Source organism: Paenibacillus sp. MT86 (assembly GCF_058792535.1).
In genome coordinates, this window is sequence record NZ_CM179499.1 from 2,051,302 (window position 1) to 2,064,752 (window position 13,451).

Here is a 13,451-nt window from a genome sequence, read left to right on the forward strand (position 1 = left end):
AAGTTTCCTGAAAAAATTAATAGGTTACATACTGCAACATTTTTTAATTCTATCCGTCTGTATGTATGCAGGGAGAGGGGGATCCACTGTGGTGGAGCAGGGACTCATAAGAGCCGCTCAATCGGGCGATCGCGACGCTCTAATCACCCTATTGCGAGAAATTGAGCAACATGTTTACCGAACTGCTTATTACATTTTAAACAATGAACAGGATGCCATGGATGCAGCCCAGGAAGCACTGATACGCGTATATACGAAGATCAACTCCTATGAGGAGAAAGCCCAGTTCAAGACTTGGGTCCAGCGGATCGTTACCAACATATGCATCGATAAATTCCGCAGAACGAAGCCGACGGTTTCCATCGATGAGCATGACATGGTGTTTCGGGATCATCTCGACGTGGAAAGGGAAGTGATGTCGGGCTATCTGGCCCAGGATATCCAGGAGGCCATTAACCAACTGCCGGATCATCATCGCACGGTCATTGTCTTAAGGTATTTGCAGGACCTGTCCTACAACGAAATCGCTGATTGTCTGAACCTTCCGCTCAATACGGTGAAATCCTATTTGTTCAGGGCCAGGCAGCAGCTGCAGAATATGCTCCAAGAGCATCAGAAAGGTGGTGTATCAGGATGAATTGCCAAGAGGTGGTGGAACGCATGCACCGCTATTTGGACCGGGATCTTACTTCCGATGAGACGGCCCAAATGTATCAGCATATTGCCGTGTGTCCCGAGTGTGCGGAGACCTTTAACATATTAAAGTCATTAAACAGAGAGCTTGAAGATCTTCCGGCCGTTACCCCGCCTGTCAGTCTGGTAGACGCTATCATGCCTAAACTGGATGCCATCGACCGTGATCGCGAGAGCCTTGTCGCACCTCCGGCCGTGAAAAGCCAGGAGCCTGCCGAAATGATGCCGGACATTCGGCGTCCGCGGCGTGCGGGCAGCTGGTGGAGCACGGTTGGCGGAAGAACGGCGATCGGGGCTGCCGCCGCTGTACTTATTCTCGGCGTCGCTATTTTTAATTATGAACCGAAGATGTTATCCGATGCGGAGATTCCGTATGAAGAGGCGAGCACGACCAGCGCGGGAGCGAATGAGGATTCGGCCGAGACGGAGATTCAGGATATGGTTCAGCCGTTTGCCGCCGATGGCGGCGCGGAGACTGGCGGTACGGCGAACGAGGGGAGCGATCCTTCCGCAGGTTTGCGGAGTTCGCCGCCGGAATCGTCGGAATCCGATCCGAATCCGGGCCCGAACGACGAATCAAAGGAGAAGACAGAGCCATCGGATGGGGCTAAAGACACCAGGGAAGATGCAGCAGTCCCCGATGCTCCGGTTCAGAAGAACAATGATGGGGAGCCTCAAGCGCCAGACCAACCTGCAACAAGCAGCAATGAGGTACCCAAAAAAAATGACGCAAGCCCTTCGAACCCTCCGGCCGACGAGCCTGGGCAGAACTCGGAGAGCATGAGCATCCAGACTTCGCCTAATGAAGCAATGGACGTCCAAACCGAGATGGTGCCGCCGATCAGCGACCCTGCCGGCGATGCAGGCGCTGGAAGCACGGAATCTTCCGACCGTTCCACCGGATCGTACCAAGGGCTGGCGATGGTGCCGGAACAATGGCCGTCCCCGGATGGTCTGTACAGGGCCTCCCTGGAGGCAGAATATCTGGTGATCTATCGCCTGCCGTCGGGAGACCAGACTTCAGCTGAAGCGGTCGAAACGGTCGAGAGGATTCCGCTTGGCGGAAGCTGGGTATCCGGTCAATGGTCCGAGGACGGCTTAACGTTCAAGTACAAGGTACAGACGAACAAAGAGCTGGTTGAATCCGTCTACTCCATAGAGAAGGCTCAGCCGCCGGCGTCTGCGGGTCAGAAGCAGCCTAAACCATAGAATTATACAGATATAAATACATTCGGCGCACCAATGCCGGGAGATATGAATACAATATATTAGAGAGAGCATTATACCAACTACCGTCGTATGACCGGCGGCGAGGTGTTTCTAGAGCATGCTTGCCGGCGTTTATATAGATGTGTTGGGACGAAGGGACCTTGCCGCTGCCTACAGCCGAGGTCTCTTTGTTTTCGCGTGGGCGATTTCGTTTTTTATGTTGGACGTCTATCGCATTCGGGCACTGTTTTTTGGTATAGTGTACAGAGTAGAAAGGGGGGACGCCGATGGATGCCAAAGCGGCGGCCAAGGCGGTCAAGCAGGGAGACGTGTCTTCCGTCTATTTGCTGTACGGCAGCGAGAAATTCCAGATGAAGGAGTTCGCCGAATTTCTGGAAGCCCAGCTGATCCCGAAAGAAGACCGGGATTTTGCGCTGGTTCACATGGATTTAGGGGAAGTTCCGATACAAACCGTGGTAGAGGAAGCCGAGACGGTTCCTTTTATGGTTCAGAAAAAACTGATATTCGTCCGGGATACGGCTTTTTTTACGGCTGCAAAAGATAACGGGAAAGTGGATCATCGTCCAGAGGCTTTGCTGGATTATTTGACCAATCCCGCAGATTATAGCGTGATTGTCTTTATGGTGGGGCAGGAAAAGCTGGATGAGCGCAAGAAGGTAGTCAAGGCGGTCAAGAAGTCGGGGGTTGCCCTCTCCTTCATGCCTTTGGGCGGGGACGAACTTCTTCGCTGGGTGGACCAGCAGGTGAAGAAAGGCGGCTGCACGCTGCGCGCAGGCGCGGCGGAAGCGCTTGTTCGGAATGCGGGAACCAGTCTTCAGGCTTTATCGGGTGAAATCGAGAAGCTGTGTTTGTATGCGGGAGCCGACGGAGCCATTGATGTTGCAACCGTGGATATGCTGGTGGCGCGCAGCACGGAACAGAATGTGTTTGCGCTCGTGGAGGATATCGCCAATCTCCGATTGGACAAGGCGCTCGGGATCTATTATGAGCTGCTGAAGCAGCGTGAGGAGCCCATCAAGATTGCGGCCCTGATTACCAGACAGTTCCGAATCATTCTTCAGGTGAAGACGTTATCCACCCAGAGCTACTCGCAGCAGCAGATTGCTTCCCAAATCGGGGTGCATCCTTATGCGGTGAAGATTGCTGGCGAGCAGGCCCGCAAGTTTCAGACGGCACGTCTTGAAGGCATATTGAACCATCTCGCCAATCTGGATTACCAGATGAAGACCGGGGCCGTGGATAAGGTGCTCGGAATCGAGTTGTTTCTGCTGCGGCTTGGTGCGTAAGCGAACCGAAATAAGTCAAGAGCGTACGGGGACGCGCGAGCGGACGTACGTTCTTTTTCATCTAGAGATCAGAAAGTATGACCTGCAGAGCTAAACCAAGTTGACCCCGCATGAAAAACATCCGCTATAAGCGGTCAATCCTCGGAAGAGTGTGCATCGGTGAACGTTTTTCTAATCACAAAAAGCCCTGAGCAGCGTGAACTGTTCAGGGCTTTTTCCATGTCGTATTCAACAAACGTTTCTTACGCTTGGGACGTAAGAGCGTTTAGTCTTTTCGCCAGACGGGATTTCTTGCGGGCAGCTGCGTTCTTATGGATCAGGCCCTTCGTTACGGCTTTATCAAGCTTCTTGGAAGCAGCTTGGAAAGCTACTTTAGCAGCTTCGATTTCTGTACCGTTCAACGCTACGTCAGCAGTTTTAACAGCTGTGCGAAGCGCGGATTTTTGAGAAATGTTAAGCGCGTGGCGTTTGTCATTTGTCTTTACACGTTTAATCGCGGATTTGATGTTTGGCATTACATTCACCTCCTGTAAGGCATTTCAATAGAGCGAAATGATTCACAACTTAAAATATTTTAGCATGGGGGTGGACAAAAAGCAATACTCATTCGGACTTCTGCATAATCTCTCCCTTACTCTCGCACACTACTAACAATATGAGGAGGAGTGTGAATTTAGATGGATCTGGATCTGCAAAAATACTCGGTCCGAACGGATCTGGCCGTGGAATCAAGAGAACTGGCTGGAGGCACAGGAAGCGCGCCCATTCCCGGGGTTATGGAGGACGTGGTGCAGGAGGACGGAATCAAGATTACAAGGCTGGATGTGGAGAACGATGCTGCCTCTCAGCAAATCGGAAGGGTGAAGGGGCATTACGTCACGTTGGAGGTTCCCGATCTTCGCAAGGGCGATACGGGGCTTCAGGATCAGGTATCCGTTGTTTTTGCCCGCGAGTTTGAAGCTTTCATGTCCCGGATCGGGATTGGACCCAAGGCAAGCGTGCTCATTGTCGGGCTCGGCAACTGGAACGTGACGCCGGACTCGTTGGGACCGCTCGTGGTGGAGAACGTGATGGTGACCCGCCAGTATTTCGAGCTCATGCCGGATCGGGTGGCCCCGGGCTATCGCCAGGTAAGCGCCGTTGCGCCGGGCGTTCTCGGCCTGACGGGGATTGAGTCGAGCGAAACGGTTCAAGGCATCGTGGAACAAACGCGCCCCGAGTTGATCATCGCCATCGACGCACTGGCTTCGCGTTCGCTGGAGCGGGTGAACACGACCATCCAGATTGCGGATATCGGCATCCATCCCGGCTCCGGCGTCGGCAACAAGCGCAAGGGATTGACCCAAGAAATTCTCGGGGTGCCGTGCATTGCGATCGGCGTTCCGACCGTCTGCTACGCTTCCACCATCGTCAATAATGCGATTGAGCTGATGAAATCCCACTTCGGGGAAGGCGCGCCGGAGACGGGCAAGATTATGGGAATGCTGCACGATATCCCCGAAGGCGAGCGCCTCGCCCTGGTGAAGGAGGTTCTGGAGCCGCTGGGCCATGACCTTATCGTAACGCCTAAGGAGATTGACGAATTTATAGAAGATATCGCCAACATCGTGGCGACCGGCCTGAACGCGGCGCTCCATGAAGCCGTGGATCCCGGCAATGTAGGCGCGTATACCCACTGACCCATAGTAAAAGCTCCGAATCTATCGGAGCTTTTATATTTTTCCAGGATCTAGTTCTATCGAATCTCCCCGGTTCATAGATTTGAAGTATAAGAGATTACAGAGTCGCGGGAACGGCTGGATGAGGTCGGCATCTCCCGGCGAACCGAGGAGGACATCGCTATGAACAATCGCAAGTTCCGCATCTGGAATATTGCCAGAATGAAACGGAAGGTCATGGAAGGTCTGAGCATGGGGCGTACGTTAATTATACTGATGCTAGGCTCTCTTATATTTTTTATTTTGCTAGGGCTCGGGGGAATGGCGGAACAGCGGATGAATTCCTCGCCCGTGTCGTCGATGAAAGGATTGGCCGCTTCGTTATCCAGCCATTTTTTCATCGATATGATCGGCATGGAGATGCCGCATATGACGGCTTCCAAAGAGACCTCGAGCTTCTCCGGCGAAAAAATGTCCACGTTCGTCTTTGAGCTCCTGACGAGCGTAAACCCGAAGGATCCGAAGAGCCTCCTTGCGGGAGAGCTTCCCGGCATGAAGGCTAATCAACCGGTTCAGCTGTCGCACGGCTCCGGTAACGAGGATGGCGAGGCACCGGCCGATTACCGGCCGGATCCGGCGGAAGAGCAGGCGGAGGGAGAGCCCGCCGAGACCGGGGAAGAGCCGACGCAAGGCGAACAAGGGAACAGCGGCAATGAAGGAAAGGGCGAGGATGCTCCGGATCAGGGCGGGAAGGACGATCCCGGCAGCAAGAATGAACCCGGAAGCACCTCCAAGGACGGAAAGACAACGAACGGGAAGAAATCCGTGCTCATCTATCATTCCCACCCGCAGGAGGCGTATAACCCGCTGCTCTCGCATCCATCCGATAATCCGGGGGCGGTATCCCCGACCAAGAACGTCATGCTGGTGGGCAGCTTCCTGAGCAAAAGGCTTGAAGCCAACGGAATCGGCACCCTGCACGACAAGAGCGATTATCAATCTACCGTGGAAGGATATAACTATAACTATTCTTATAAATACTCGCGCCAGATGGCCATGGAGGCCATGTCCCAGAACGACGGCATCAACTATCTGATCGATATCCACCGGGATTCGCAGCGATACAACAAAACGACGGCTACCGTAAACGGCGTCAATTACGCCAAGGTGTACTTCATCATCGGACATGCGAACGAGAACTGGAGACAGAACGAGGCGTTTGCAAGCAAAATCAATGCCAAGCTGGAGAAGTCCTATCCCGGCGTTTCCCGGGGCGTGTGGGGCAAATCGGCGGACCAAGGGAACGGAGAGTACAACCAATCCTTGTCCCCGAACAGCATCCTGATCGAAATCGGCGGCATCGACAATACGAAGGAAGAATTGCAGCGGACGGCCGAAGCGCTGGCCGACATCATCGCCGACGTGTACTGGCAGGAACAAGAAGCCGAGAAGGCCAGTGTGAAAAAAGAGAGTGATCCAGCGAAGAAGCAGTCGGCTTCAGCAGCCAAGGACGGTAGAGATAAAGGTGCCGAGGATAAAGCATCCAAAGCAGGTTGAAGGTAAGGGGTCATTAACGGAGCAGGAATGAAGGGGTAAATCAAGGAGGGGCTTATGATGTCGAGATTGGGAAAACGGTTTGTGGCGCTAATCATATGGACAGGCATCGGCATATTGGTCGGCATGCAGCTTGGAGGGGCCAAAGGGCCAGTGCCGGCCGACGGTACCGGGGGAACGCAGACCGTGGTGCAAGGCCATGTTCAGGATCCGCAAGGCGGTACGGCCCAGGGGAATGGATGGGGAGGGACGCGGAAGCATCCTCCCGCCCCTGAATCCGTCGACCAGGAACCGGACGCCCGTAAGACGGCACTGTCCGAATACGAGCCGTCGCCCAGCGACATCCTGCTCCCCGAACGCTCCCAACCGCCTGCCGATGTGCTTGCCGACAAAACGGCCGGACTGCTTCAGCAGCTCTCTGACCAAAGCATCCGCTGGGTCGTGTCGATGTTCGGATCGATTACCGAATAAATTTCGCCTTTATTCTCAGCATTGCTGTGCATCCCCTCAACTGGTATAATAAGTTGATTCAAACATCTGGTGGTTGTTGGGGGTTAGGCATGACAGACGTACAAGTAAGACAACAAAAAATTCGTAATTTCTGTATCATTGCACATATAGACCATGGGAAATCGACGCTTGCCGACCGTATTTTGGAATTTACGGGCGCATTAACTTCGCGTGAAATGCAGGAGCAGGTACTGGATCAGATGGATCTGGAGCGAGAGCGCGGAATTACCATCAAGCTGCAGGCGGTTCGCCTGAACTACAAAGCCGATGACGGCGAGGAGTATATATTGAACCTGATCGATACTCCGGGACACGTCGACTTCACGTATGAGGTATCCCGAAGCCTGGCCGCTTGCGAAGGCGCGCTGCTCGTTGTCGATGCCGCGCAGGGAATCGAAGCGCAGACATTGGCCAACGTATATCTGGCCTTGGACAACAATCTTGAAATTTTGCCTGTCATTAACAAAATCGACCTGCCGAGCGCCGATCCCGAACGGGTGAAGCAGGAGGTCGAGGATGTGATCGGGCTCGATGCCAGCGATGCCGTTTTGGCTTCCGCGAAAGCGGGCATCGGAATCAAGGAAATCCTGGAGCAGGTGGTTCAGAAAGTGCCTGCGCCAACGGGTAGTTCCGAAGAACCGCTGAAAGCGCTGATTTTCGACTCCCATTATGATCCTTACAAGGGCGTCATCGTATATGTTCGCGTCATTGACGGCAGCATCAAGGCCGGCTCCAAGATCAAGATGATGGCTACCGGCAAAACCTTCGAGGTGATCGAGGTGGGTGCCTTTAAGCCGCGCATGTCCATCGTGGACGAGCTTAACGTCGGCGATGTCGGTTTCATCGTCGCGGGCATCAAGAGCGTTGGCGATACGCAGGTCGGGGATACGGTAACGGATGCCAAGCGTCCGACGGCCGAGCCGCTCCCGGGTTACCGCAAAATCAATCCGATGGTGTTCTGCGGATTGTATCCAATCGAAACATCGGACTACAACGATCTGCGCGAGGCGCTCGAGAAGCTGCAGCTGAACGATGCATCGCTCAGCTTTGAGCCGGAGACGTCCAGCGCGCTCGGATTCGGCTTCCGCTGCGGATTCCTGGGCCTCCTTCATATGGACGTCATTCAGGAGCGGATCGAACGCGAGTTTAACATACCGCTGATTACGACCGCGCCGAGCGTGATTTACCGCATTTCGCTGACGAACGGAGAGCAGATTCAAATCGATAACCCTTCCCATTATCCTGAGGTCGGCAAGGTCGATTATGTCGAAGAGCCTTATGTTAAAGCAGCCATTATCGTGCCGAATGATTATGTCGGAGCGATCATGGAGCTTTGCCAAAACAAACGCGGCGAATTCGTCAACATGGAATACCTGGACACGACGCGCGTCACCATTACCTATGAAATTCCGTTGTCGGAAATCGTGTACGATTTCTTCGATCAGTTGAAATCGAGCACCAAAGGATATGCTTCATTCGATTATGAGCTGTCCGGATACCGCCGGTCCAATCTGGTCAAAATGGACATTCTGCTTAATGCCGAGCAGGTGGATGCCCTGTCCTTTATCGTGCACAAGGACCGCGCTTACCACCGCGGCCGGGCGATTTGCGAGAAGCTGCGCGAGCTGATTCCTCGCCAAATGTTCGAGGTGCCGATTCAGGCATCGGTCGGTACCAAGGTCGTGGCCCGCGAAACGGTTAAAGCGATGCGCAAGAACGTGCTTGCCAAATGTTACGGCGGCGACATCTCCCGTAAACGGAAACTTCTGGAGAAGCAGAAGGAAGGTAAGAAGCGGATGAAGCAGGTGGGCAGCGTCGAAGTGCCGCAGGAAGCCTTCATGGCCGTTCTGAAAATCGACGACAAGTAATTAGGAAGCCAATGGCAGGGGAAGGCCTTTGAGTTAAAGAGCCGCTCCTTGCCTGTATAGCCTTCTCGATGTAAATGATGGGAAAGCCGATTCTCGGCTTTCCTTTCTTTCATTCCAAGAGGCATAGCGTTATAGTAGAGAAGGAACTTTCAAGAAGTTACTTAAAGTAAGTCATGCCAGAGCGGTATATGAGGGGGCAAGAAAAGAATGACGGCAAACGATCAACGGACGGAAGCGGTGTACATCCATATTCCGTTCTGTACCAATAAATGTTTTTACTGCGACTTCAATTCCTACGTGTTAAAGGATCAGCCGGTAATGGATTATTTGCGAGCGCTGGATAAGGAAATGGAGCTGACCGTTCAGGCTAATCCGCCGGGACGAATCAAAAGCATCTTTGTAGGCGGCGGGACGCCAACCGTGCTGAAGCCGAACGAAATGGAATACTTCTTGCAGAGCGTGAAGCGCCATTTTCCGGAATGGTCCGATAGCATCGAATTTTCAATGGAGGCGAATCCCGGCACCACGGATCTGGAGAAGCTGTCCGTCATGCGCCAAGGCGGGGTGAACCGGATCAGCTTCGGGGTGCAGGCCTTCCAGAACACATTGCTGACCGGCATCGGCAGAATTCACGATACGGATGACGTATACCGAAGTCTCGATAACGCCAGAAGAGCAGGCTTTGACAACATGTCCATCGATCTGATGTTCGGTCTCCCGAATCAAACCTTGGACATGCTTGCGGAAAGCGTGGATAAGGCATTGGAGCTCGAACTCCCGCATTATTCAATCTACAGCCTGAAGGTCGAAGAGAATACGCTGTTCCATACGATGTACCAGCGAAACCAGCTTCCGCTTCCGGATGAGGAGGACGAGCTGAATATGTACCTTCTTTTAATGGAACGGATGAAGGCTGCCGGATATAAGCAGTACGAAATCAGCAACTTTGCGAAACCCGGCTTCGAGAGCCGGCATAATATGACGTATTGGCGCAACGAAGACTATTACGGCCTAGGCGCGGGGGCGCACGGATATGTCGGCCGTCAGCGCCATGTGAACATCAAAGGGGTCAATCCCTATAATGAAGCAGCCAATAAAGGCCTTCCAAGATTGGAGAGCTTTGAGATATCTAAGGAAGAAGCGATGGAGGATTTCCTGATGGTCGGGCTGCGCGTGCTGGACGGCGTCTCGCGCAGCCGGTTCCGGGAGCAGTTCGGGATCTCCATGGAGGATGTTTTTGCCGGTCCGCTGAATAAAATGGTAGGCGCGGGCCTCCTCGATGCCACCGAAGACGGGTATAAGCTGAGCAGCAAAGGCATTTTGTTTGGCAACGATGTGTTTGGCGAATTCATAGGAAGCCTGACGACAAATTAATCTATTGAACTTATATGCGCTCTGTTGTATATTTATTCATAACATGACGGAGCGTGTAAAGGGGAGACGGACAACATGTCGGCGGTATGCAGAAAAGCAAAGTTAGAGGATGTCGAGCCGCTGTATCAGATGATTCAGGGTTATGCCGAGAAGGGGATTATGCTCCCCCGGTCCAAAAAAGTGCTGGAGAAACAAATCGGAGAATTCGTTGTAGCTGAATCCGAAGGGCACGTCATTGGCTGCGGTTCATTGTGTCAGCTGGGAAGCGATTTGGTCGAGATCCGTTCGCTCGGCATCTCGGAAGGATATAAAGGGCAAGGCATCGGCTCCATGCTGGTGGACACCCTTCTGGAAGAAGCGAAACGCCGCGAGCTTCCAAAAGTAATGGCCTTGACGTATGAGGTATCTTTTTTCATCAAAAACGGCTTTGCCGTCGTAGAGAAGGAGATTTTTCCGGAGAAGGTATGGACCGACTGCATCCACTGCAAGAAGCAGCATGCTTGTGACGAAATAGCTGTTCTTAAAGTACTGAACTGACTTGACAATCCTCAGGTCGGTTTGGTATTTTTGTTATATCGGTTAGCACTCGATGGCGATGAGTGCTAACGAAAGCGAAAATGAGCAGTCAGCAAGGAGGGAAGCGACATGTTAACAGATCGTCAGCGCATGATTTTGAATGCCATTGTGGATGACTATATCCGTTCTGCCGAGCCGGTTGGTTCAAGAAGCATTTCCAAGCGAGGGGACGTCGGCTACAGCCCGGCAACCATTCGCAACGAGATGGCTGATCTGGAGGAGCTCGGGTTTCTGGAGCAGCCCCATACTTCAGCCGGACGAATACCGTCGCATAAAGGATATCGATATTATGTTGATCATCTCACGTCGTCGTTTTCCTTGAACCCTGCGGAACTGCATATGATGAAATCATTTTTTGCAGAAAAGCTGAACGTGATGGAGCAGATGATACAGCATACAGCCGGCATTCTGTCTCAAATGACTAATTACACTTCCATCCTGCTGGGACCGGAAGTTTTTCATACGTCTTTGCGCCATTTCCAGCTTCTTCCTCTACATGAGGATCAAGCGGTGGCCATCATCGTTACCAGCACAGGGCAAGTCGAGAACAAGGTTGTTTCGATTCCGCAGGGCGTGTCCGTATCGGAACTGGAGCAAGTGGTAAATCTTCTGAACAAGAAGCTGGTCAATGTGCCTCTATATAAACTCAAGACTCGTTTGTATTCGGAAATTGCCGAGGAAATGCAGCGGCATATTTCACATTATGAGGATCTGATGAGTATGCTGGATATCGCTCTCAACAACGAACCGGATCACCGGGGGGTCTATCTGAGCGGCACGACCCACATGCTGAACCAGCCGGAGTTCAAGGATGTTGATAAGGTTAGGGAAATATTCGAGCTTCTGGAGCAGACTCCCGCACTGATGAAGCTCATGGCACCTGCTCCCGGGGAGCATGGTGTCCAAGTGAAGATCGGCACGGAGAATACGCATGAGGCCATTTCGAACTGCAGTTTGATCACTGCGACGTATTCGATCGACGGCAAAGCGCTTGGTTCGATCGGCATTCTCGGTCCTACAAGAATGGAATATGCACGGGTGATCGGCATCTTGAATGTGTTATCCCATGACCTGACGAAGCTGCTGTCACACTGGTACAAATAAAGGAGTGAGACAGATGAGCCAAGGACAACATAGCCAAGTGGACGGAGACGAGCGTTATTCCACGCTGCTGAACAACAGCAATGCCGTCCGCGCAGTTACGTCCGCCGTAGAAGGCACGCTTGGCCCCAAGGGGCTCGACGTCATGCTGGTTGGCCCGCGCGGCGAAGTGGTCATCACCAATGACGGAGTGACGATTCTGGACAAAATGGATGTCACCCATCCCGCCGCGCGCCTTCTGATTCAGGTGGCTCGGGCGCAGCAGGAGAAAATCGGCGACGGTACCACAACGGCAACCGTGCTTGCGGGCGCCCTCGTGCAGGAAGGGGTATCCCGCATCACGCGCGGGGTGCCCGCTTCCAAGGTGGTTGAGGGCCTGCGCCAGGGAGTCGAGAAATCGATGCAGCTCTTGTCGAAGCGTGTCCGGCTGATCGGCGGATTGGATGATCCGCTGCTGGAACGGACGGTGCATGTCGCCGGGCGTGAACGGAAGGACATCGTGGAGCTGGTTATGCAAGCCGCGCGCAAAGCCGGAATCGACCGTCTGCAGGATCCTTCCTACTCGCTCGCAGACAGTATAATTGCGCTGGAGAATGCCGAGAATGAAGTGTTCGAGGGGGTTCTGCTCCGGCAGCGGCCGATCTTCGCCAGGGAGTCCAAGTCCTACGACGATGCCAGAGTGCTGGTGCTGTATGATTCCCTGGAGCCCGACGACATCGACGAAGAGGCGCTTACAACCGAAGCCGGATTCGCGCAGTATATGGATCTGAGAAAAGTGTTCGCGTCGGATTTGGACAGATTGTCCGAACTATCCGTAAAACTCATCCTCCTCGAAAAGGGCATTCATCCGGATGCGGAGCAGTTTTGCCTGGATCACGGGATGATGGTGGTACCGCGCGTATCGCGTGCGGATCTCCGCAAGGTAAGCGACATGACGGGAGCTACACCGATACGCCGCAAGGCGTTACATAAAGACTCGAAAGAGCTTGCGGCCCTTCTGGGTCATACCCCGCGCGTCGCTTATGATGAAGGCATCGAAAAAATCCGTCTGTCCTGCGGCAGCAAGGACCGCATTGTGACGGTGATCGTCGGGGCAAGCACTTCGGAAGTGGTAGGGGAGGCCGCCAGGATTGCGGGCGATGCCGCTTCGGCACTGCAGGCTGCCGTATCCGGCGGGGTGCTTCCAGGCGGCGGGACAAGCGAACTGGCCGTGTCTTATGAACTGGAACGGATCCGGGAAGCCCAGAAAGGCATGGAAGCCTTCGGCATGGAGGCAGTTTCCGCCGCGCTGCGAAAGCCGATGTCGCAGATTCTTCTGAACGCCGGTTATAATCCGCTTGAGAAGATGGAGGAGGTCCGAGCCGCACAAATCCGAGCCGACTCCGACTGCATGGGGATTGACTGCGACAGTGGGCGGGTTGTCGACTATGAAGAGCTGGGCGTGCTGGATCCGGCCCCGGTCAAACTTCACGGCCTGCGGGCAGCCGGCGAGGTTGCGGCTGCCGTGCTGCGGATTCATCATGTGATCAAGATGAAGGAAATAGGCGAATAACGCTAAGATAGATGAGTTATAGAACGTCTGGTTTAGAATATGAAGGAGG

Annotated in this window: 12 protein-coding genes; 11 read left to right on the top strand and 1 reads right to left on the bottom strand. The window is 53.5% G+C overall.

Annotated features, from left to right (window positions below; genetic code table 11):
- Positions 1-88 precede the first annotated feature (88 nt).
- The 3 genes from AC3RCL_RS08825 to holA all read left to right on the top strand — a co-directional run bounded on the left by AC3RCL_RS08825 (position 89) and on the right by holA (position 3,209).
- Positions 89-637: an RNA polymerase sigma factor gene (locus tag AC3RCL_RS08825; RefSeq protein WP_009590814.1), complete on the top strand. Its 549-nt coding sequence runs from the start codon at positions 89-91 to the stop codon at positions 635-637.
- Positions 634-1,902, top strand: a complete 1,269-nt coding sequence (locus AC3RCL_RS08830; protein WP_492535214.1) for a zf-HC2 domain-containing protein — start codon at positions 634-636, stop codon at positions 1,900-1,902. Before AC3RCL_RS08825 ends, AC3RCL_RS08830 begins: the two co-directional genes overlap by 4 nt.
- Positions 1,903-2,189: 287 nt before the next feature.
- On the top strand, positions 2,190-3,209 hold the full coding sequence (gene holA / locus AC3RCL_RS08835; RefSeq protein WP_096773028.1) for a DNA polymerase III subunit delta: 1,020 nt from the start codon (positions 2,190-2,192) through the stop codon (positions 3,207-3,209).
- A gap of 242 nt (positions 3,210-3,451) precedes the next feature.
- Here holA and rpsT read toward each other — a convergent pair whose 3' ends face one another.
- Positions 3,452-3,724, bottom strand: a complete 273-nt coding sequence (rpsT, locus tag AC3RCL_RS08840; protein WP_009590780.1) for a 30S ribosomal protein S20 — start codon at positions 3,722-3,724, stop codon at positions 3,452-3,454.
- A 162-nt stretch (positions 3,725-3,886) separates the two neighbouring features.
- Here rpsT and gpr point away from each other — a divergent pair, with 162 nt between their 5' ends.
- From gpr to AC3RCL_RS08880, 8 genes are all read left to right on the top strand, one after another.
- Complete coding sequence (gene gpr, locus AC3RCL_RS08845; RefSeq protein ID WP_015734174.1) at positions 3,887-4,888, top strand: GPR endopeptidase; 1,002 nt, start codon at positions 3,887-3,889, stop codon at positions 4,886-4,888.
- A gap of 162 nt (positions 4,889-5,050) precedes the next feature.
- Positions 5,051-6,424, top strand: a complete 1,374-nt coding sequence (locus AC3RCL_RS08850) for a stage II sporulation protein P (RefSeq protein ID WP_492535215.1) — start codon at positions 5,051-5,053, stop codon at positions 6,422-6,424.
- Positions 6,425-6,478: 54 nt separating this feature from the next.
- Entirely contained in the window at positions 6,479-6,892 is a 414-nt protein-coding gene (locus tag AC3RCL_RS08855) for a hypothetical protein (protein WP_492535216.1), read from the top strand.
- A gap of 89 nt (positions 6,893-6,981) precedes the next feature.
- Positions 6,982-8,799, top strand: coding sequence for a translation elongation factor 4 (gene lepA, locus AC3RCL_RS08860; RefSeq protein WP_492535217.1), 1,818 nt, complete (start codon positions 6,982-6,984; stop codon positions 8,797-8,799).
- 207 nt (positions 8,800-9,006) lie between these two features.
- Positions 9,007-10,173 carry a radical SAM family heme chaperone HemW gene (gene hemW, locus AC3RCL_RS08865; RefSeq protein ID WP_096773030.1) on the top strand — a complete coding sequence of 389 codons (1,167 nt, stop codon included), beginning with the start codon at positions 9,007-9,009 and terminating at the stop codon, positions 10,171-10,173.
- 75 nt (positions 10,174-10,248) lie between these two features.
- Positions 10,249-10,710, top strand: a complete 462-nt coding sequence (locus AC3RCL_RS08870) for an N-acetyltransferase (RefSeq protein WP_036666086.1) — start codon at positions 10,249-10,251, stop codon at positions 10,708-10,710.
- Positions 10,711-10,818: 108 nt separating this feature from the next.
- Positions 10,819-11,853 (top strand): heat-inducible transcriptional repressor HrcA, encoded by a 1,035-nt coding sequence (gene hrcA / locus AC3RCL_RS08875; RefSeq protein WP_015734180.1) that lies wholly within the window; start codon positions 10,819-10,821, stop codon positions 11,851-11,853.
- Between the two features lie 13 nt (positions 11,854-11,866).
- A complete protein-coding gene (locus tag AC3RCL_RS08880) occupies positions 11,867-13,402 on the top strand; it encodes a TCP-1/cpn60 chaperonin family protein (protein ID WP_096773031.1) in 1,536 nt (511 codons plus the stop codon).
- The last annotated feature ends 49 nt before the right edge of the window (positions 13,403-13,451 follow it).

What these genes read in the sequence shown, in the direction of transcription:
- AC3RCL_RS08830 (WP_492535214.1), top strand. Translation starts at nt 634, where the DNA reads ATGAATTGCCAAGAGGTGGTGGAACGCATGCACCGCTATTTGGACCGG.
- holA (WP_096773028.1), top strand. Translation starts at nt 2,190, where the DNA reads ATGGATGCCAAAGCGGCGGCCAAGGCGGTCAAGCAGGGAGACGTGTCT.
- rpsT (WP_009590780.1), bottom strand. Translation starts at nt 3,724, where the DNA reads ATGCCAAACATCAAATCCGCGATTAAACGTGTAAAGACAAATGACAAA.
- gpr (WP_015734174.1), top strand. Translation starts at nt 3,887, where the DNA reads ATGGATCTGGATCTGCAAAAATACTCGGTCCGAACGGATCTGGCCGTG.
- AC3RCL_RS08850 (WP_492535215.1), top strand. Translation starts at nt 5,051, where the DNA reads ATGAACAATCGCAAGTTCCGCATCTGGAATATTGCCAGAATGAAACGG.
- AC3RCL_RS08855 (WP_492535216.1), top strand. Translation starts at nt 6,479, where the DNA reads ATGATGTCGAGATTGGGAAAACGGTTTGTGGCGCTAATCATATGGACA.
- lepA (WP_492535217.1), top strand. Translation starts at nt 6,982, where the DNA reads ATGACAGACGTACAAGTAAGACAACAAAAAATTCGTAATTTCTGTATC.
- hemW (WP_096773030.1), top strand. Translation starts at nt 9,007, where the DNA reads ATGACGGCAAACGATCAACGGACGGAAGCGGTGTACATCCATATTCCG.
- AC3RCL_RS08870 (WP_036666086.1), top strand. Translation starts at nt 10,249, where the DNA reads ATGTCGGCGGTATGCAGAAAAGCAAAGTTAGAGGATGTCGAGCCGCTG.
- hrcA (WP_015734180.1), top strand. Translation starts at nt 10,819, where the DNA reads ATGTTAACAGATCGTCAGCGCATGATTTTGAATGCCATTGTGGATGAC.
- AC3RCL_RS08880 (WP_096773031.1), top strand. Translation starts at nt 11,867, where the DNA reads ATGAGCCAAGGACAACATAGCCAAGTGGACGGAGACGAGCGTTATTCC.